We start from the raw sequence: 17,107 nt of genomic DNA, 5'->3' as shown, positions 1-17,107 counted from the left end.
TTTATACTGCGTCCTCCAGTTCGAGTCGCGGTGCGATGCCCAGCGCCTTCATCTCGTCGAGGAGTAGCTTGAACGCGTAAGACATCTCGATTTCGTGGATGTCGGTCTCCTCGTCACAGTTCGGACAGTAGACGCGGTTCTGCTCGACGTTCTCGACGGCGCTCATGCCACAGTTGGCACAGACGTAAATCCACTCGCGGTCGGACTCGTCAAGCAGGCGTTCCTTGAGGGTGAGGGCGGCACCGTGCCCGATGAGCACGTCCCGCTCCATCTCCCCGACACGAAGCCCACCCTCGCGGGCGCGGCCTTCGGTGGGTTGGCGCGTCAGCACCTGCACCGGGCCGCGGGAGCGAGCGTGGAGCTTGTTCGACACCATGTGGTAGAGCTTCTGGTAGAAAATGGTGCCAATGAAGATTTCGGCTTCAATCTTCTCCCCGGTGATGCCGGAGTACATGATTTCCTTGCCGGAAGACTTGAAGCCCTGCTCTTCGAGGCCACCGCGGAGTTCCTCCTCGTCCTCGCCGGTGAACGGCGTGCCGTCCACACGTCGGCCCTCCAAGGCACCGACCTTTCCGCCAATCATCTCCAGCACGTGACCGACCGTCATCCGGGACGGCAGGGCGTGGGGGTTGATGATGAGGTCCGGGACGACGCCCTCCTGCGTGAAGGGCATGTCCTCTTGGGGCGCGATGTGGCCGACGACACCCTTCTGTCCGTGCCGAGACGCGAACTTGTCGCCGAGTTCCGGAATTCGCTCGTCACGCACCGAGACCTTCGACAGCTTCGAACCGTCTTCGCCCTCCATCAGGGTCACGGTGTCCACGACGCCGGATTCGCCCGACCGCATCGTGACGGAGGTCTCCCGGCGCTTCTGCGGGGAGAGACCGCCCATGTCGTCGGGTTCTTCGAGGAACCGGGGCGGACTGGTCTTGCCGAGCAGGACCGAGTTCTCGTCGACCTGCGTCTCGGGGTTGACCAGACCGTCGTCGTCCAAGTGCGTGTAGGCGTCTTCACCGCGCGCCCCGCGCACGTCGTCGCTCGGAATCTCGAAGCGGTCTTCCTGTCCGCCGGGGTAGCGTCGCTCCTCGCCCTCGTAGGTCCGGAAGAAGTGCGAGCGAGCGAGCGCGCGGTCCACGGAACCGCCGTTGAGGACCAGCGCGTCCTCGATGTTGAAGCCCTCGTAGGACATGACCGCGACCGTGAAGTTCTGGGCCGCGGGGCGGTCGTCGTACCCGATTTGCTCGGTGGTCTGGGTCTTGACCATCGAGAGTTGCGGGTAGTGGAGCAGGTGCTGGCGCGTGTCGGGCCGAATGCGGTAGTTCGCCGCCGGAAGCCCGAGCGACTGCTTTATCATCCCCGACCCCATCGTAATCCGGGGCGAGGCGTTGTGTTCGGGGTACGGGACCATGCCCGCACCGATGCCGAAGATGAGTTGCGGGTCCACTTCGAGGTGGGTGTGGTCCTCTGTGAGGTGTTCTTCGTCCACCGCGACGTAGATGTCCTCTTCCTCCTCGGCGTCGATGAACTCGACCTTGCCGCGCTCCACGAGGTCGTCGAAGTCGAGGTCGCCGTTCTTGACCGCCACGACTTCCTCCTCGGTCACGAGGGGTTCGCCGTCCTCGATGACCAGCAGAGGACGCCGGGCGCGCCCGGCGTCGGCGTTGATGATGACCTCGCGGGTCCGCTCTTTGACCGAGACGTTGACCATCTCGGAAACGTCGCCGCGTCGGCGAGCGTGTCGGACCTGTTCTGCGAGCTGTTCGGGGTCGGGGTGGGTACCGACCAGACTACCGTTGACGTATACTTTCGCTTCTCGTCCCTGACTCATGTTAGTCGTCCGCGCTTGCGGTTGGTTCGACGCCTTCGATTCCGGGGATGCCTTCGACACCCATCGACGCCAGTTCTCGTTTCAGACCCTGTTCGTCCTCGATGTTCTGGGAAAGCTCCATCGCCTGCGCGAAGTTCTTCACCAGCCCACAGTTCGGCCCCTCCGGCGTCTCGGAGGGACAGATGCGACCCCACTGGGTCGCGTGCAGGTCCCGCGCCTCGAAGTGAGGCTGACTCCGCGAGAGGGGACTCCGGAGTCGGCGAAGGTGCGACAGCACACCCATGAAGTCGGTGCGGTCCACCAGTTGGGAGACGCCGGACCGGCCACCGACCCAGTTCCCGGTCGCAATCGGGTGTTCGAGTCGCTCGGTCAGCACGTCGGACCGAACCACGGTGTTGACCGAAAGCTGTCGGTTACGCATGTTGGCGCGCTCCAACTGGTATTTGACGTCCCGAGCCAGCTTGTTCAGCGCGGTCCGGAACAGGTCTTTCATCAGGTCGCCCGAGACCTTCAGACGCTTGTTGGCGTAGTGGTCCTTGTCGTCGGGTTCGCGGCGCTGAAGCGCGAGTTCGAAGCACGCCTCGGCCATCCGACAGAGGTAGTACGCCTTGTTGATTCGCACGTCCTCCTCCTCGACGCCCTCCTCGTGGAGGTGAGGCAGGAGGTAGCGGTCGATGACGTAGTTGGCGCGCTTGAGCTGGTAGTTCTTGCCCTGCCCGGAAGCCACGCGCTTGCCGAGGGATTCGATTGCCTCCTCCTCGGTCTGGACGTCGGCGGCCTCCAGATTTTCGAGCATGAACTTCACGATTTCCGGGTCGTCGGAGACGCGATGGACTATCTCCTCGTCGGATTCGAGTCCGAGCGCCCGGACCAGCGTCACGAAGTTGACGCTCCCCGAGACCGAGGGGAACGACACTTCCAGCAGGCCGTCACGGGTCCGCTCGACCAGCACGAGGGCGCGGTAGCCCCGGCGCTGACTGAACGTCTTGGCGACCTGAATCTCGTCGCCGTACTTGGTGTCGTACTCGGCCAGAATCTTGTTCGGCGCGAGGTCCTCGCTGGTCATCAGGACTCGCTCGGAACCGTTGACGATGAAGTAGCCACCGGGGTCGGCGGGGTCCTCGCCGATTTCGATGAGTTCCTCCTCGGAGAACCCGGCGATGTTACACTTCTCGGACCCGACCATGATGGGCATCCGACCCACCTTGGTCTCCGTCGAGTCCACGACCCGTTCGTCCTCGCCCTCGCCCTTCACGATGGACATCTCCATGAAGACGGGCGCGGCGTAGGTGATGTTGCGGAGACGGGCCTCTTGCGGGTAGAGGAGTTCCTCGCTTCCGTCGGCCTCCCGCACGCGCGGGGTCACGATACGAACGTCGCCCAACTCGACGTGGACCGGCTCCTCGTCTTCCTTGTCGCCGATGTCGGTGTCGATGGTGCCCTTCTCGTCGACGACCTCCTGCATGCCGCGAGTCAGGAAACTGTTGAACGAGCGGTAGTGGTGTTCTGCGAGCCGTTCCTTCGAGAAGTACTCTCGGGAAATGGCGCGTCGGTCTTCTCTGTTCATTATTATTCTACCACGAGTCGGTAAATCGTCGCCTCGTCTGTCGTTCGGGAATCTCGCACGATCTTGATGACGTCACCGACTTCCGCCTCGTCCGGGAGCGCGGCGTCGGTGCGCTGAATCTTCGGCAAGTCAGTCGTTTTGATGTCGTACTCCTCCAGCACGCCGTCTAACTCCTCGTCGTCGACGACGCTGTGGTCCGGAACCATGTCGTGTTGGCTTACATCTACCATGTGTGGCGGTGGGTTGTCTGCGCAGAGGGAGAAATGGCTATCACGAGATACTACAGGGCAATACACAGGGTATTCATTTAAGACTTGCTAAGTAGCCCGCGCACGGCTATCTATCCGACCCCACTACGTCGGAACCCCGACCGTAGGGAATGCCCACACGTGACACCCAATTCATCGAGGTATAAATTGTTTGGGGCGAAGGCGCATGGTGCAGGAATCGTGTGTCGGTACGCCGTACCGCGACGAGTCCGTTTGAGAAGCCTTAAGTCTAACCGGGGACAACGAAGGAATGCACTCGGAAGCCCGGGTGGTGTAGTGGCCCATCATACGACCCTGTCACGGTCGTGACGCGGGTTCAAATCCCGCCTCGGGCGCTTTTTCCAACGAACTAACCCTTGAGGAGTTCGTCTGTTCTCCTCGTCTCACTTAGAGACCGGATAGAGCCAGAACTTCAAACCTGATGACGGCACAGTCGCTACCGTGATGAACACCTCACGCAAAGGCGACGAAACAGAAGCAATCATTCTGGGCAGACTCATGGGCCTCGGCGTCTCGATTTCAGTTCCGTTCGGGGACAGCGACCGCTACGACCTCGTCGCCGACTACGAGAATCGACTCTATCGAGTCCAATGTAAGACCGGAAGTTGGGTGAACGGAACTGTCCGGTTCAACCTCTACAGTTCGACGGTGAACGAGGAGGGCCGCGTCGATTCCGAGTACACACCAGCGGAGGTAGACGTGTACGCAGTCTACTCCCAGAGGACCGACAAGACCTACTGGGTCCCCATCGAGGAGACCGGAAACGGCGAGATGCGCCTGCGAGTCGAGGACCCACATCCTAAAGCCCCCATCTCGAAGGTCAACTGGGCGAGCGACTACGCAGTGGCCGAGCAGTTCGGGTAATTACAACCCCTCTACCGCGCCAATCACCCCCAAAGGAAGACGAAATCGACACCCCTTAATAAGACCGGGCAGAAAGAAGGAATGCACTCGGAAGCCCGGGTGGTGTAGTGGCCCATCATACGACCCTGTCACGGTCGTGACGCGGGTTCAAATCCCGCCTCGGGCGCTTTTTCCAACGAACTAACCCTCGAGGAGTTCGTCTGTTCTCTCCATCTTGCTCATAGAAATCACGAGGGATTTGAACCCTGTCAGTCGCATGCCCGGACCGTCTGACTCCGGTTCAAATCCCGCCTCGGGCGCTTTCTCCGAAAACTAAACTTCGAGGAGCTATTCGTCCGTCCCCGAAAGCGTAACTCTCGGTCCGTCGTATCTCGTTTCGTGACCAGCGACAGCCCCGACGAAAGCGACAGTTTCCTCCACGAGGAGCTACTCCCGGCGTTGCTCCTCGTCGGCGTTATCCTGTTCATCGTCCCCGAGCCAGTCACCTCGACGCTCGGCATCGTCCTCGTCGCGCTCGGCGTCGGCCTCTGGGTCTGGGACCTGCTGTTCCGGAGCTAGGCCCTCACGCGAGCGAGGCCGCCAGCCAGCCACCGAGGCCCACCGCTAGCAACGCCCCGACGAGGTTCAGCGCGGCGTTGCCGACCGCCTCCTGTCTGGCACCGCGCTCGTAGAGTGCTACCGTCTCGACCGCGAAGCTCGAAAACGTCGTGAACGCGCCGCAGAAGCCGGTTCCGAAGACGGTCAAGAGCGTGGCGTCGCGGGCGAGGACGGCCGTCAGCGCGCCGAGTGCGAGGCTCCCGAGGACGTTGACGACGAGCGTGTCGCGGCGGTCGGTGACCCACGACCCGACAGCGAATCGAGCGAGCGCGCCGAGGACGCCGCCCGCGCCGACCAGCAGGAAGGGATTCACTCTGCCACCTCCTGACCCGGCCGGTCACACTCTCTCATCCCGCCACCTCCGGACCTGCGAGCGACCGAACCACAGCGCGCCCGGCCAGCACCGCTGTAAAGCCGAGCGCGTAGTTCGCGCCGACGTTGGCGACGGCGAGCATCGGCGACAGCGCGGCGGTCTGGACCGCGAAGGTGCTGTAGGTGGTGAACGACGAGAGGAGACCCGTGCCGAGGACGAGTCGGGTCTCGGCGCTCAACCGGCCTACCAGTCTCTCCTCGAACAGGAGAACGCCGAGCGCGAAGCTCCCCGCGACGTTGACCGCGAGGGTGCCCCACGGGAAGCCGCCGGGAAGCGCCACGGCGACGGCGTGGCGGAGCATCGCACCCGCGAACCCGCCGACCGCGACCAGCAGAATCGGCTTCAGTCGGTCGAGCGCGCGAGAGCGACCAGTCGCCGACGCGGCCCGGTTACTCGTTTCGTCGGCCTCGTCGCCGGACGCCGACGAGCGACTCTCCGTCTCCGACATCTTCTCGTCCGGGACGAGCGCGCCGACGGGGAAACTGTTTTCGGAGCGCCCCGGAGGGGTGAGTATCGGCGAACCTCACCGGTCGGTCGCGCTCGGCGAGACCCCGCCGTGGTCTGTCTCGCGCTCGCGGATTCTGACCGCGTGGACGCTCTCGGTGGCGTCGTCCACCAGCAGGACTTCGCCCGGATTCGCCGGCAGACGCTCCTCGAACGACCCGCCGAGGTAGGTCGGCCGACTTTCGGCGAGCGCGTCCACGTCGGCCCGAGCGGTGAGTCGATGGGCCAGCACGAGGTCGGCCTGTGAGACCGCGACCGGGGGGAGCGCGCTCGGGCGCTGAGTCGCCGCGACGAGGCTCAGGCCGGGTTGGCGACCCCGAGTCAGCGCCGTCCGGAGCGCAGGCTCTGCGACCCCCGCGAAGAACCCGTGGGCCTCGTCCACCAGCAACCACGGGAGTCTCGGCGGGCGGTCGCGGACACAGCAGTCGTAGAGGCCGCTTGCGACTGCTCGCACGACGGCGTTGGCAGGGCCGGTGTCGAGGCCCGAGAGGTCGAGGACGGTCCCGCCAGCGGACCCGAGGAGGTCGCCCGCGGCCAGTCCATCCGGCACGAAGACGCCCCACGACTCGGCGAGCGCGAGGTGGTTGTCGGCCGACCGGCGGGTCGCGCGGACCGCTTTGGTGTCGGCGTCGGCGACGAACGACCGCATCCCGTCGAGCGTCGAGCGCGCGCTGGCGGCCTGCCAGACCAGCGCACCCACTGCGTCTGCCGGGTCGAGACCGAGGAGGTCGCACCACGCGCTCGGTCCGAGCGCGTCGGCAGAGACTCGCGGGGCGGCGACGACTTCGGTCCCACGGTCTGCGAGCGACGCGAAGATGCCCATCGGGTCGGCGACGATTGGGGCGACGCCCTCGGCGCGGGCGAGTTCTTCGGCGAGGACGCCGAGCGTGTAGGATTTGCCGTACCCGCGCTTGCCGACGACGAGACCGACGTGGGGGCCGTCGAGGTCTACGTGGACCTCTGCGCCGGGGCTTCCGTCGCGGGCGCGGTAGGCCCCGAGGTGGCCGGTAGCGAGGCGGCCAGCAGAGGGATTCGTGTCGCCGTCGTCGGATGCGCGGCGACCGAGGACATGAGTCACGAGGGAGCTTGGTCGCGCTTTCGTATTTGAACGTTTGGAGAAATAAAAAGTTGTTTTATAGCAATATTCTCATTTCCAATAGTATTGCGCTGTTGGTTATCTGGTTGAGAAAGGGAGGCCTTCGGGTCGCGGGAAGAACAGCGAGAAACTATCTACTGCTCGAACAACCACGAACCGCACCGCGACAGCCTCACACCTCCCCAACCGCTTGCGGTCCTCACTTCGTTGCGGTCCTCAGCCACCGGCAGACAAACCGCGTCTGCCGAGCAGTCGGTCACGTTGTTCCCGACGACCTCGCGCGAAGATGGCTCGACACGAAGTCTCGCCAGCGCGCGCCGGGGAGAGCCGATGTCCCCGAACGCCCGAGAGTTTAAGTTTCAGAACGGGACGAACCCGGCCCATGCCAACGCTACTCGGCTACTACGGCTACTTCGACCGAACCCAGTTCGACCGCCTCGACCGATTCGGAAGCGACGAGCGCGCCATCGAGGGCCTGCCCATCCGCCTCGTCATCGCGCTCGTGGTCGGGGTCGCCAGCCTCGGGGTGATGATGAACATGCTGTCGGGCATCGGCGGGTTGACCGTCACGGAACTCGACGCCAAGCCCGACCCGACTGTGATGGGTCCCGACAAGCAGGAAGTCAGCGTGACCGTCGTGGACCCGGACGGGAAACCGGTTGAGGACGCGACGGTGGTCATCACCGGCGGGACGGCGACTCTCGGCAACGTCGAGACAGCGACCACGGACGCGGCGGGCGAAATCTCGGTGGACGTGGACCCCGAACTCGGCCCGAACCAACGGCAGGGCACGCTCGAAGTGAGTATCAAACCGCCCGCCGGGAGCGACTACGCCGACGAGCAAGAGAACACCGCGATACTGGTCGTCAGGGAGTAGGAGAACAGTTCACCGCATCGGATTCCCCTCACCGTCCCAGTCTATCCAGTCCTGTTCCCACCCGGTCCGGCGCTCTCTGGCGCGCTCGGCCCGCTCGCGGTCCTCGCGGACGGTCCGGTTGCGCTCGATTGACCCGGCCTGCTCGCCCTCCACCAACAGCGGCGCGAACGCGACGGTCCCGAGCGGTTGGGTCTCGGGATTAGCGGGGTCGTCTCCCTCGACAATCGTCAGCGACTGCTCGCCGATGCCGATGGGGATGACGAGTTGCCCGTCTGGCGCGAGTTGCGAGACCAGCGGTTTGGGCGGGTCGGCCGCGGCGGACTCCACCAGAATCCGGTCGAAGGGGGCGTATTCGGGCAGACCTTCCGCGCCGTTCCGGCAGTCCACGAAGACGCCCTCGTAGCCCGCCGAGGCCAGATTACTCCGGGCCTCCAGCACCACGTTGCGGGTGATGTCCACCGCGTGGACGTTCTCCTCGCCGACGATTTCTGCGAGGACCGCCGGGGTGTAGCCCACGCCAGCGCCGACGACGAGGACCGAATCGCCCGAATCCGCGTCGAGGGCCTCCAGCAGTCGGGCCGCGGTACTCGGTGCGAGAACCCGCGTGCCGGACTGCTCGAACGACCGATCCGCGTAGGCCAGTCGCTCGTCGCCGGGGTCTACGAACTCGTGGCGCGGGACTTCGCGCATCGCGGCGCTGACGCTCTCGCTGGAGACCACCCCTTTCGAGGCGTGTTCGAGGCTATCAACCATGTCGTCGCGCAACACCGCGAGTTCCATACGCTCACTCGGTGACGAGAGACCTTCAATCGCCCGGCCGCCGTCCGGCGATGACCTGCTGGTCGAGGCCCGGCACGTCCCGGATTTCCACGTCCACAAATCCGGCGTCTCGGAGCCAGTTTCCGAATTGCTCCTCGGTGTAGGTATCGCCGTTCTCGGTCTGGGCCAGCATGTGCGCTCCGAACAAGGCTGAACCGTCGGCCCGGCCCCGAACCGTGTCGGTCAGCACGACCGCACCGCCGGGTTCGAGGGCGTCGTAGGCGTGAGAGACGAATCGCCGGTTCTCGTCGGGACCGAGTGAATGGGCGACTCGGGAGCAGAAAACGAGGCCGAAGTCGCCCTCCTCGCCCGGCAACTCGTCGGTGATGTCTCCCTCGACCAACTCGATGGGTTCGTGTTCCAGAAACCGCCGGTCGATGTCGATTACGTCGGGTTGGTCCACCAGCGTCACGTCGAAGCCTCGCCGGACGAACTCCTTGGCGAAGACACCGGGGCCTCCTCCGGCGTCCAGCACGCGCTCGGCGTCGGGGTTCCGGTGAACTGCGGCGGTGACGCTGGCCCGGACCGCGGCATCGTCGATGTTCGCCATCGCCCCCACGAAGTTCGCGGTCCAGTCGTCGGAGGGGTCCGAGTCTGGCAACTCGCCGGTCTGCATCGTCTCGGGAAGCCGAATCCAGCGGTCCACGCAGTCGAGAGTATGCGGGACCGACCCGATGGAGCGCACGTCGGCCTTGGCGACGAACCCGAGCGCGCGGTTCGTAATCTCGTACTGCTTGTCCAGTTGCTCCTCGGCGTCCGCTCCGGCATCTTCCCCGGCGACGACCTCCAGATACCCCAACTCGGCCATCGCGTCGAGGGTAATCCGGGCCGACCGCTCGGTGACGCCGGCAGACGCGGCGACTTCTGCGGGCGTCTCGGCGTCGGTCACGACTGCTTCGAGGACCCCCGTCTCGCGGGCGGCCCAGAGAAGGAGTGCTTCGCGGTAGTCCATGCCGGAGGGGTTGGTCGGCGTCGGCTTAGTCTTCCTGCATCGGGACGAACCGCACCCGGCCGTGGGTCTCGCGGTCCAAGCCGCCGTCGGCGCGTCGGCGGGCGAAGACGAGTCGCTGGGTCGTGGTGCCGATGGGTGCCAGCAGTCGCCCGCCGGGCCGAACCTGCTCCACGACGCCGGTCGGAAAGTCGTCTGCGGCGCAGGTCAGGTAGGCGGCGTCGTAGGGCGCGAACTCGGGCCAGCCTTCGTGGCCGTCGCCGACCCGGACCGAGATGTCGCCGTAGCCCAGTCGGTCGAACCGGTCGCGGGTCTGGCGGGCCAGCGACTCGTGGTACTCGACGCTGTAGACGTTCTCCGGACCGACAACTTCGGCCGTGACCGCGGCGTGGTACCCGCATCCGGTGCCGATTTCGAGGACCCGCTCGCCCGAATCGAGGCCGAGCAACTGCACCATGACAGCGACCATGTGGGGCGCGCTGATGGTCTGGTCGCTCCCGATGGGAAGCGGTCGGTCCTCGTAAGCCCGGTCGCGGTGTGTCGGCGGGACGAACTCGTGGCGCGGGACGCTCCGCATCACGTCGAGGGTCGAATCGTCGAACTCCTCGCGGCGGGCGAGTTGCTCGACCATCCGCTCGCGGGCCTGTTGGTAGTCGTCGCCCGGTTCGCTGTCGCCTCGTCTCCGGTCGTCTCCCCCATCCCCGAACATGGTTTTTCGGATTCGGTCGCCTCGAATCGGTTAGCCCGGCGTTACCACGCGGACCACGCCGAGGAGGTCTGGTCGTCGGCGTAGACGCGCTTGATGTCTTTGGCGACGGCGCTGTCGCCCTCCTCGCTCATCGGGTTGAAGTGATAGCCGGTCGCGTCGTCGCGGACCGCGATGGACTTGACCTCGAACTCCTCGTCGCCGAACTCCTCGATTTTGCCGACCTCGAACTCCTTGTCGCCGGGCACGTCGATTTTGACGCTCCGGGAGTCGTCGCGGTTGCCCACGCTCGGGTTGATGGTGACGTTGACCCGAACGTTGTCCACGGCGCGGGTCCAGAACGTCTCGACGTCCTCGACTTTGGCCTCGTCGGTGCGCTTCTCGTCGCCGAGTTGGAGGTCGGTGATTCGTACGACCATGATGGCCTCGGGCGTCTCGAGGACGAACTCCTCGCCGGACGCGACGGTCTCCTCGGGCGGGGCCTCGACCGTGGCGGTAAAGGAGTCGCCGTCTTGGGAGACGATAACGTCGCGCTCGACTTCCTCCTCGGCCTCGATTTTGGTCTTGTGGACGTGGCTGCACTCCGTACAGCGCACGGTGAACTGTCCGCTCCCGCCCTTGAGGACCTCGTGGACCGTCTCCACGTCGGGCGAGCAGGAGGGACACGTCACCGCGACGCGCTCCGCAGTTTCGCTCATATAGGGTCGGCTACGTCGTCCGCGCGTAAAAGGGCGTGGAGTTTGGTGCTGGTGGTTCGGGTGGTCTAGTGAACGCCCGTAGTTTTGTAGCAGATGAAAGGAATTACCTGTTCCTAAGCACGTATTTTATTTCTTTAGTAATTCCAGTCCATTCCTAAGTGGCGGTCGGCGCGCGCTGGCGCGGTCTCTCGTGACCGCGCCGAATCGCACGAGGGACGAGGACCACAGGGTGTGAGCGGACGCGAACCCCGAGGCTGGCGAGACGCGCCGCGTCTCGCTGATCTGCGAACGTGGTTCGCAGAGACCGCAGGAGGTTGGGGAGGAGTGAGGTCCGCGGTCGCGGTGCGGGGCGGTGCTGTGCGGAAGACGGCTATGCTCAAGCCTGAAGCTAGCTTCGTTGTCTCATCCCTCGATTCAGAACACCAGCTATCCTGAACCGTCGGCAGAGGCCGCCGAGGAGACCCGAAAAATACAGCGACCGAATCCAACTACGCTTCGAAATCGAAGTAGAGGTCGTAGTGGTCCCCACACCCCGGATTGAACTCAGCGCCACAGTCCGGACACCGATGGTCGCCCTCCACGAACTCCCGCGGCGTCAGGCCCGCACCGCAGGCCCCGCACAGTACCGCCGACGCGTCACTCTCGACTGGCAGGCGCTCAGTCTCGTGGTCCGCGGTCTCCTCGTGGCACCGAAAGCACGGGAAATACGCCTCACAGCAGGCGAACCGCAGGGCTACCACGTCGCGGTCAGTGTCGTAGTGGGCACAGCGCGTCTCCGAATCGACTTCGACGCCGCGGACCCGCTGGCCGTGAATCTCGCGCTCCATCGCTGAAACTGGAACGGAGAGTCCTCAGGGCTGAGGCAGGTCGATTTCCTCGCCGTCGGCGTAGACCGTCGGCTCTCGCAGAATTCCGTCGAAGTGGATGGGGGCCTCGGTGTCGCCGCCGATGCCCGCGTCGTCGCCGATGGCGATGTGGACCGTGCCGCCGGCCTTCTCGTCCAGCAGGACAGAGCCGACCAGTTCCGTCACCGCGACGTTGGTGCCGATGCCAAGTTCCGCGAGGTTGTAGGCCGCGTCGCCGACCTCCTCGGCCGCGTCCTCGACGCTTTGGCGAATCTCGTCGTCGGAGATGCGGGTGACTTGGCCGTCCTCCACGTCGAATTCGAGGGTCTGGCCCTCGTCGAGGAGACCGTGGGGCATCATCGTCCCATCCACGACGTAGGTGCCGTTCACGTCCTCGGGGCTGACGAACACCTCGCCCGCCGGGAGGTTCGAGAAGTCGCCCGCGTCGTGGACGATGCCGGTGTCGTCGTGCCACTCCCGGTCGCCCGGTTCGAAGGTGATGTCGGTGCCCTGCGGCGAGGTCACGCGAATCTCGTCGGCGTCTTGGACCTGTTCGAGGACGTCCTCGCAGTGCTGGGCGATGGTCTCGTAGTCGGCTTCCAGTCCGGTGGTGAAGACCTCCTCGGTGATGCCCGGCAGGGTGGCACCGCGCGCGCCGGCGTCGTTGGCGTCGCCCCGAGCGCGGGTGTGGCTCAGGCTCTTGGTGGTCGGTGCGAGGAACACGTCGCTCGCGGCCATCGCAGACGAGACCGGTTCGGGCGGTTCCGCGCCGTGGCTGGCACCCGGCGGGAACCGGATGATAGTCGCGTCGTCGGTGACTTCGCTGGCGACCTCGTAGAGGGCCTCGCCGATGGGTTCGCGCTTGTCGTCGGTGACGATGCAACAGGACTCAGTTTCTTCGAGGGCGAGACACTGCGTGATTGCGGTCTCGGCCGCGTCTCGGAGGCTCATGTTCGGCAGGTGGGTCGGCGAGGGGTTAGGTTTTCCCTTCCCGGAACGACCGCCGCCCCGGAATCAGAGAACTTACTCGCTCTATAGTTCATTTCTGACGACATACCTCGAAACCATTATGCGCGTCGGCGTCGGAAATCGAACCACATGCTACGGGTCGGAATCAACGGGTACGGGACGATTGGGAAGCGCGTCGCCGACGCAGTACGCGCTCAGCCAGATATGGAAGTCGTCGGGGTCGCCAAGACGCGCCCCAACTTCGAGGCCGAGCAGGCAATCGAGAAGGACTTCCCCCTCTACGCCGCCATCGAGGAGCGCGTGGACCAGTTCGACGAGGCCGGCATCGAACTCGCCGGGATGGTCGAGGAGCTAGTCGAAGCGAGCGATGTCGTCGTGGACGCTTGCCCCTCGGGTATCGGCGAGCAGAACTCGGAGATGTACGACGAGTACGATACCCCCGCGCTGTATCAGGGTGGCGAGTCCGCGGACTTCGTGGACACCAGTTTCAACGCTCGCTCGAACTTCTCGGACGCAAACGGCGCGGACCACGTTCGCGTCGTCTCGTGTAACACGACCGGCCTCTCGCGTCTCGTCGCGCCGCTCCGCGAGGAGTACGGCGTCGAGAAGGTCCGCACCACGCTGGTCCGCCGGGGCGGCGACCCTGCCCAGACCGGTCGCGGTCCCATCAACGACATCGTGCCGAACCCGGTCACGCTCCCCTCTCACCACGGGCCGGACGTGAAGACCATCTTCCCGGACCTCGACATCGACACCCTCGGACTCAAGGTGCCCGCCACGCTGATGCACATGCACAGCGTCAACGTCACGCTCGAATCCGAACCCGACGCCGACGAGGTCCGCGAACTCCTCGAAGGCGAGTCGCGCCTGTTCGTCATCCCCGAACACTTCGACATCGACGGCGCGGGCAAGTTGAAAGAGTACGCCCAAGACGTGGGTCGTCCTCGTGCCGACATCTGGGAGAACTGCGTCTGGGGCGAGTCGATTACGACCGAGGACGACGACCTCTACCTGTTCCAAGCCATCCATCAGGAGAGCGACGTGGTGCCCGAGAACGTGGACGCCATCCGGGCGGTCACGAACAGCGCCGACGCCGACGAGAGCATCCGGACGACCAACGAGTCGCTCGGGATGGGCATCTAGTCAGCGTTCGTCGCGTTTTTTCGCGTTCGCCGGAAAATTGAAGCGTCGGAGAATCGGTTAACGGGGACGATACGAGGACCGGAGGGACTTACTGCGTGATAGGCATTCGTCGGACCTCCGGCTATAATTTCGATTGGTAGACATAAATACTTTCTCTGGGTGTGGTGAAAGTCAGCGAACGTCCCCGAGTGCCAAAGGCTTTTGCTTGCATACGCCCTACCTGTGAACATGCGACGAGACGACCGCGACGACCCCTTCGACGACCTCTTCCGCGAAATCGAGCGCATGATGAACGAGATGATGGGCGACGACTTCGACATGCACGTAGAGCGGAGCGGTCCCGGAGCGGACGCCGGCCAAACCGGATTCGGCACCGAGACCCACGTTGACATCCACGAGAGCGACGACGTGGTGCGGGTCATCGCCGACCTCCCCGGCGTCGAGAAAGACGACATCGACCTCAAGTGCGACGGCGAGATGCTGACCATCAGCGCCGCCAGCGACCACCGCGAGTACGACGAGCGAGTCCGACTGCCCGCCCAAGTTGACGAACACTCGGCGTCCGCCACGTACAACAACGGCGTCCTCGAAGTCCAGTTCGACAAGGCCGAGGACTCCGCCGACATCGACGTTCAGTAACGCGGTCGTTTCGGGGGCCTCCTCGGGGGTTCTGTCCGCTCTGCGCTCTTTCTCGCTCTAACAAATCATATTCGTCGTTAAGAAATCGTCCTCGATTGCTTTAGAAATATAGATGTTTCCGCGCGGCCGTATCGCCGCGTCGGTCGAAGGCCGCTCACGTCCGAGCGGTCTTCAGAATCAGCGCCGTGAGTCGGTCGTAGAATCCGTCGTCGTACTTGGTCTCGGCGTCGATGGTCGGCCGGGCGTTGGTCTCGTTGACCACCGCGCGGTCGTCCGTGACCAGAATGTCCACGCCGAGGAGGTCGATGTCCAACACGTCGGCGGTTCGCTCGGCCAGCGTGCGCAACTCGTCGGGGAGGTCCACGCCGGTCGCTTCCGCGCCGCGGTGGACGTTGTGCTTCCACCGGTCGCTGTCGGCGTCGTCGGGAATCCGGCGCTCGACGCCGCCGACGCACTCGCCGTCCACCACCATCGCCCGGTAGTCGGTAGCGTCTGGCAGGTACTCTTGGACGAGGAAGGACTTGTCCCCCGTCGCCCGGTAGTCGTGAACCAAGTCGAGGTAGTCGGTCACCCCGAGGAAGGAATCGGCGTCGCCGACTTTCGCCACGCCGACGCCCCGCGTCGTGGAGTTGGGTTTGACGACGACCGGCGGGTCGAACCGGTCGAACGCCGAGACGAGGACCTCCTCGTCGGCGGGGTTCGACACGAGGACGCTCTCGGGAACCGGCACGCCCGCCCGCTCTAGTTCGGCAATCGCGCCCGCCTTGTTCCGCGAGGCCAGCACGTCCTCGCGGTCGTTGACCCACGGCACGTCCAACAAGGCGTCTACGACGCCGCCCTCCATCTCCCGGCCGGGATAGACGAATCCGGCGTCGAACTCGTCGGGCGACCACGGCGGGTCCGACAGCGAGATGGCGCGGGCCTCGGTCGGCACGTGGTGGACCGCGACGCCGCGCTCCGCCAGCGGGTCCCGCATGCGCTCGAAGGTTTCTTCCTTGTAGGCGACCGCGAGGTCCAGCATACGCGCTTGGTTGGAGCGAGCGAGTAAAAAGGTGCGTCTATGGACATCCACTACGTTTCACACAGCGGCCTAAATTTAGCCGAAGCCCCCGAACTTTACTCAGTAGTAATATTTCACCACCACGAATTTAACTAAGCACCGCGAAAAAGCTCCTAAGTAAAAATGAGGACGTGGAATATAACTGAAGATGCGCCGGGGAGGCTCGTTCCTTACGGGCGACGCTCGTACTATAAGCCAGAGCCACTCCCGCCGAGTCGAGAGTTAGAATTAAACCGAGAGTTCTACGAATTGCTCTCGGGGGCCACGTTCTGGTTAGGGAAACTGAGCGGTATCAGCGAGATGGTCGATTTTCCGCCGATGCTTTACGCATCACTGGTCCGGAAAGAAGCGGTCGAATCCGCAGAAATCGAAGGTGCAGACGTAGATGTAAACGACCTGTATCGCTACGAGACCCTGAAACTCGACGATGAAGCCGACCCTGATACGGAAAAAGACATCGACGAAGTGCGAAATTACGAGAAAGCGGTGCGACAAGGTGTCGAAGCAATCGATGCGGACGATGGAATCACCATCGACTTACTCAAATCACTACACGAGACGCTCCTTTCCGGGGTCCGAAGTGAAACTGACATTGTTGGGGACTTTCGGAGGACACCGGTACGTCTCGGGTCGTTCGTACCACCAGCGCCGGGGTCAGTCGAAGGCGACGTAGAAGCCCTCGTTTCGTATATTCGCTCCGGGGGTACGTATCACGACGTAATCGACACTGCTCTCGTTCACTATCAGTTCGAAACGATACACCCGTTTGGCGACGGAAACGGTCGATTAGGGCGTATTCTAATTACGCTTCAGTTGTACGAGCGTGGTCTCCTTTCGGCACCGAACCTCTATCTCAGCGAGTATTTCAATAGAAACAAGGATACCTACGTCGAGCGAATGCGGGAAGTGAGTCGAAACGGGGCGTGGGAGGAGTGGCTCACATTTTTCGTCAAGGGCGTGTTGCGACAGGCTAGAGAGGCTTACGAGCGGTCGTTAGAACTCCGGGACCTCCAACAGGAGTACGACGAGCGGTACGGAGACTCGGACCGGGCCGACGCACGACTCGCACGGATGCTGTTTCGAGACCCATACGTCGTCGCGTCGGAGGTGGCGAATCTGTTAGACGTGTCTGGACCGACAGCGCACCGCGCGATAAATACACTCGAAGACCAAGGTATCTTGGAGGAAGTCACTGGGAAAGAGCGAAATAGGGAGTACAGAGCGACCGAGATTTTCGAGATACTGGAACGGCCGCCTTCGATATACTGACGGGGGATACACGCCAGTAAGTGATTCACTTTTGA

Annotated in this window: 19 protein-coding genes and 2 tRNA genes; 8 read left to right on the top strand and 13 right to left on the bottom strand. The window is 63.9% G+C overall.

Translation table 11 applies throughout. The features are described from left to right. Position 1: 1 nt before the first annotated feature. From rpoB to P2T57_RS14840, 3 genes are read right to left on the bottom strand one after another with little or no spacing between them, the layout of a single operon-like run. Positions 2-1,828: a DNA-directed RNA polymerase subunit B gene (gene rpoB, locus P2T57_RS14850; protein WP_276299992.1), complete on the bottom strand. Its 1,827-nt coding sequence runs from the start codon at positions 1,826-1,828 to the stop codon at positions 2-4. A 1-nt stretch (position 1,829) separates the two neighbouring features. Next, positions 1,830-3,395, bottom strand: a complete 1,566-nt coding sequence (locus tag P2T57_RS14845; RefSeq protein WP_276299991.1) for a DNA-directed RNA polymerase subunit B'' — start codon at positions 3,393-3,395, stop codon at positions 1,830-1,832. 2 nt (positions 3,396-3,397) lie between these two features. Then, positions 3,398-3,625, bottom strand: coding sequence for a DNA-directed RNA polymerase subunit H (locus P2T57_RS14840; protein WP_135826835.1), 228 nt, complete (start codon positions 3,623-3,625; stop codon positions 3,398-3,400). Between the two features lie 301 nt (positions 3,626-3,926). Here P2T57_RS14840 and P2T57_RS14835 point away from each other — a divergent pair. The 4 genes from P2T57_RS14835 (at position 3,927) to P2T57_RS14820 (ending at position 5,086) form a co-directional block, all read left to right on the top strand. Beyond that, a tRNA-Asp gene (locus tag P2T57_RS14835) sits at positions 3,927-3,999 on the top strand. A gap of 109 nt (positions 4,000-4,108) precedes the next feature. Further along, entirely contained in the window at positions 4,109-4,528 is a 420-nt protein-coding gene (locus P2T57_RS14830) for a group I intron-associated PD-(D/E)XK endonuclease (RefSeq protein WP_276299989.1), read from the top strand. 93 nt (positions 4,529-4,621) lie between these two features. Further along, positions 4,622-4,694: transfer RNA gene (locus tag P2T57_RS14825), tRNA-Asp, on the top strand. A gap of 212 nt (positions 4,695-4,906) precedes the next feature. Further along, positions 4,907-5,086: a hypothetical protein gene (locus P2T57_RS14820; RefSeq protein ID WP_276299988.1), complete on the top strand. Its 180-nt coding sequence runs from the start codon at positions 4,907-4,909 to the stop codon at positions 5,084-5,086. Positions 5,087-5,090: 4 nt separating this feature from the next. Here the strand turns inward: P2T57_RS14820 and P2T57_RS14815 are convergent, their stop codons facing one another. The 3 genes from P2T57_RS14815 to P2T57_RS14805 all read right to left on the bottom strand — a co-directional run bounded on the left by P2T57_RS14815 (position 5,091) and on the right by P2T57_RS14805 (position 7,080). Further along, complete coding sequence (locus P2T57_RS14815; RefSeq protein WP_276299987.1) at positions 5,091-5,438, bottom strand: fluoride efflux transporter FluC; 348 nt, start codon at positions 5,436-5,438, stop codon at positions 5,091-5,093. 34 nt (positions 5,439-5,472) lie between these two features. Continuing rightward, on the bottom strand, positions 5,473-5,946 hold the full coding sequence (gene crcB, locus P2T57_RS14810; RefSeq protein ID WP_337250804.1) for a fluoride efflux transporter CrcB: 474 nt from the start codon (positions 5,944-5,946) through the stop codon (positions 5,473-5,475). Between the two features lie 75 nt (positions 5,947-6,021). Further along, positions 6,022-7,080, bottom strand: coding sequence for an ATP-binding protein (locus tag P2T57_RS14805; RefSeq protein WP_276299986.1), 1,059 nt, complete (start codon positions 7,078-7,080; stop codon positions 6,022-6,024). 400 nt (positions 7,081-7,480) lie between these two features. Between P2T57_RS14805 and P2T57_RS14800 the strand changes: the two genes are divergently transcribed. Beyond that, the gene (locus tag P2T57_RS14800) at positions 7,481-7,975 is read left to right on the top strand and encodes a DUF7382 domain-containing protein (protein ID WP_276299985.1); all 495 of its coding nucleotides are present in this window, start codon (positions 7,481-7,483) and stop codon (positions 7,973-7,975) included. A gap of 9 nt (positions 7,976-7,984) precedes the next feature. On the opposite strand, the gene P2T57_RS14795 is transcribed toward P2T57_RS14800, so the two are convergent. From P2T57_RS14795 to P2T57_RS14770, 6 genes are all read right to left on the bottom strand, one after another. After that, complete coding sequence (locus P2T57_RS14795) at positions 7,985-8,755, bottom strand: protein-L-isoaspartate O-methyltransferase family protein (RefSeq protein ID WP_276299984.1); 771 nt, start codon at positions 8,753-8,755, stop codon at positions 7,985-7,987. Positions 8,756-8,780: 25 nt separating this feature from the next. Next, on the bottom strand, positions 8,781-9,746 hold the full coding sequence (locus tag P2T57_RS14790; RefSeq protein ID WP_276299983.1) for a class I SAM-dependent methyltransferase: 966 nt from the start codon (positions 9,744-9,746) through the stop codon (positions 8,781-8,783). Positions 9,747-9,771: 25 nt separating this feature from the next. Continuing rightward, on the bottom strand, positions 9,772-10,452 hold the full coding sequence (locus P2T57_RS14785; RefSeq protein ID WP_276299982.1) for a protein-L-isoaspartate(D-aspartate) O-methyltransferase: 681 nt from the start codon (positions 10,450-10,452) through the stop codon (positions 9,772-9,774). A 41-nt stretch (positions 10,453-10,493) separates the two neighbouring features. Next, positions 10,494-11,147, bottom strand: coding sequence for an HVO_0476 family zinc finger protein (locus P2T57_RS14780; RefSeq protein ID WP_276299981.1), 654 nt, complete (start codon positions 11,145-11,147; stop codon positions 10,494-10,496). Between the two features lie 488 nt (positions 11,148-11,635). Next, positions 11,636-11,974, bottom strand: coding sequence for a CHY zinc finger protein (locus P2T57_RS14775; RefSeq protein ID WP_276299980.1), 339 nt, complete (start codon positions 11,972-11,974; stop codon positions 11,636-11,638). A gap of 24 nt (positions 11,975-11,998) precedes the next feature. Beyond that, positions 11,999-12,943, bottom strand: a complete 945-nt coding sequence (locus P2T57_RS14770) for an aminopeptidase (protein ID WP_276299979.1) — start codon at positions 12,941-12,943, stop codon at positions 11,999-12,001. 147 nt (positions 12,944-13,090) lie between these two features. Between P2T57_RS14770 and P2T57_RS14765 the strand changes: the two genes are divergently transcribed. Then, entirely contained in the window at positions 13,091-14,104 is a 1,014-nt protein-coding gene (locus P2T57_RS14765) for a type II glyceraldehyde-3-phosphate dehydrogenase (protein ID WP_276299978.1), read from the top strand. A gap of 228 nt (positions 14,105-14,332) precedes the next feature. Next, positions 14,333-14,743: an Hsp20/alpha crystallin family protein gene (locus tag P2T57_RS14760; protein WP_276299977.1), complete on the top strand. Its 411-nt coding sequence runs from the start codon at positions 14,333-14,335 to the stop codon at positions 14,741-14,743. Positions 14,744-14,897: 154 nt separating this feature from the next. Here the strand turns inward: P2T57_RS14760 and P2T57_RS14755 are convergent, their stop codons facing one another. Continuing rightward, complete coding sequence (locus P2T57_RS14755) at positions 14,898-15,764, bottom strand: ATP-grasp domain-containing protein (RefSeq protein ID WP_276299976.1); 867 nt, start codon at positions 15,762-15,764, stop codon at positions 14,898-14,900. A 162-nt stretch (positions 15,765-15,926) separates the two neighbouring features. Here P2T57_RS14755 and P2T57_RS14750 point away from each other — a divergent pair, with 162 nt between their 5' ends. Beyond that, a complete protein-coding gene (locus P2T57_RS14750; RefSeq protein ID WP_276299975.1) occupies positions 15,927-17,072 on the top strand; it encodes a Fic family protein in 1,146 nt (381 codons plus the stop codon). Positions 17,073-17,107 lie beyond the last annotated feature (35 nt).

It is taken from the genome of Halorussus lipolyticus (genome assembly GCF_029338375.1).
Taxonomy (GTDB): Archaea; Halobacteriota; Halobacteria; order Halobacteriales; family Haladaptataceae; genus Halorussus; species Halorussus lipolyticus.
The sequence above is the reverse complement of the archived record's forward strand: the minus strand, read 5'-3'. Positions and strand labels throughout refer to the sequence as shown.

Excerpts from the sequence above, each read along its gene's own strand:
- rpoB (WP_276299992.1), bottom strand. The coding sequence starts at position 1,828 with ATGAGTCAGGGACGAGAAGCGAAAGTATACGTCAACGGTAGTCTGGTC.
- P2T57_RS14845 (WP_276299991.1), bottom strand. The coding sequence starts at position 3,395 with ATGAACAGAGAAGACCGACGCGCCATTTCCCGAGAGTACTTCTCGAAG.
- P2T57_RS14840 (WP_135826835.1), bottom strand. The coding sequence starts at position 3,625 with ATGGTAGATGTAAGCCAACACGACATGGTTCCGGACCACAGCGTCGTC.
- P2T57_RS14830 (WP_276299989.1), top strand. The coding sequence starts at position 4,109 with ATGAACACCTCACGCAAAGGCGACGAAACAGAAGCAATCATTCTGGGC.
- crcB (WP_337250804.1), bottom strand. The coding sequence starts at position 5,946 with ATGTCGGAGACGGAGAGTCGCTCGTCGGCGTCCGGCGACGAGGCCGAC.
- P2T57_RS14800 (WP_276299985.1), top strand. The coding sequence starts at position 7,481 with ATGCCAACGCTACTCGGCTACTACGGCTACTTCGACCGAACCCAGTTC.
- P2T57_RS14795 (WP_276299984.1), bottom strand. The coding sequence starts at position 8,755 with ATGGAACTCGCGGTGTTGCGCGACGACATGGTTGATAGCCTCGAACAC.
- P2T57_RS14790 (WP_276299983.1), bottom strand. The coding sequence starts at position 9,746 with ATGGACTACCGCGAAGCACTCCTTCTCTGGGCCGCCCGCGAGACGGGG.
- P2T57_RS14785 (WP_276299982.1), bottom strand. The coding sequence starts at position 10,452 with ATGTTCGGGGATGGGGGAGACGACCGGAGACGAGGCGACAGCGAACCG.
- P2T57_RS14780 (WP_276299981.1), bottom strand. The coding sequence starts at position 11,147 with ATGAGCGAAACTGCGGAGCGCGTCGCGGTGACGTGTCCCTCCTGCTCG.
- P2T57_RS14775 (WP_276299980.1), bottom strand. The coding sequence starts at position 11,974 with ATGGAGCGCGAGATTCACGGCCAGCGGGTCCGCGGCGTCGAAGTCGAT.
- P2T57_RS14770 (WP_276299979.1), bottom strand. The coding sequence starts at position 12,943 with ATGAGCCTCCGAGACGCGGCCGAGACCGCAATCACGCAGTGTCTCGCC.
- P2T57_RS14765 (WP_276299978.1), top strand. The coding sequence starts at position 13,091 with ATGCTACGGGTCGGAATCAACGGGTACGGGACGATTGGGAAGCGCGTC.
- P2T57_RS14760 (WP_276299977.1), top strand. The coding sequence starts at position 14,333 with ATGCGACGAGACGACCGCGACGACCCCTTCGACGACCTCTTCCGCGAA.
- P2T57_RS14755 (WP_276299976.1), bottom strand. The coding sequence starts at position 15,764 with ATGCTGGACCTCGCGGTCGCCTACAAGGAAGAAACCTTCGAGCGCATG.
- P2T57_RS14750 (WP_276299975.1), top strand. The coding sequence starts at position 15,927 with ATGAGGACGTGGAATATAACTGAAGATGCGCCGGGGAGGCTCGTTCCT.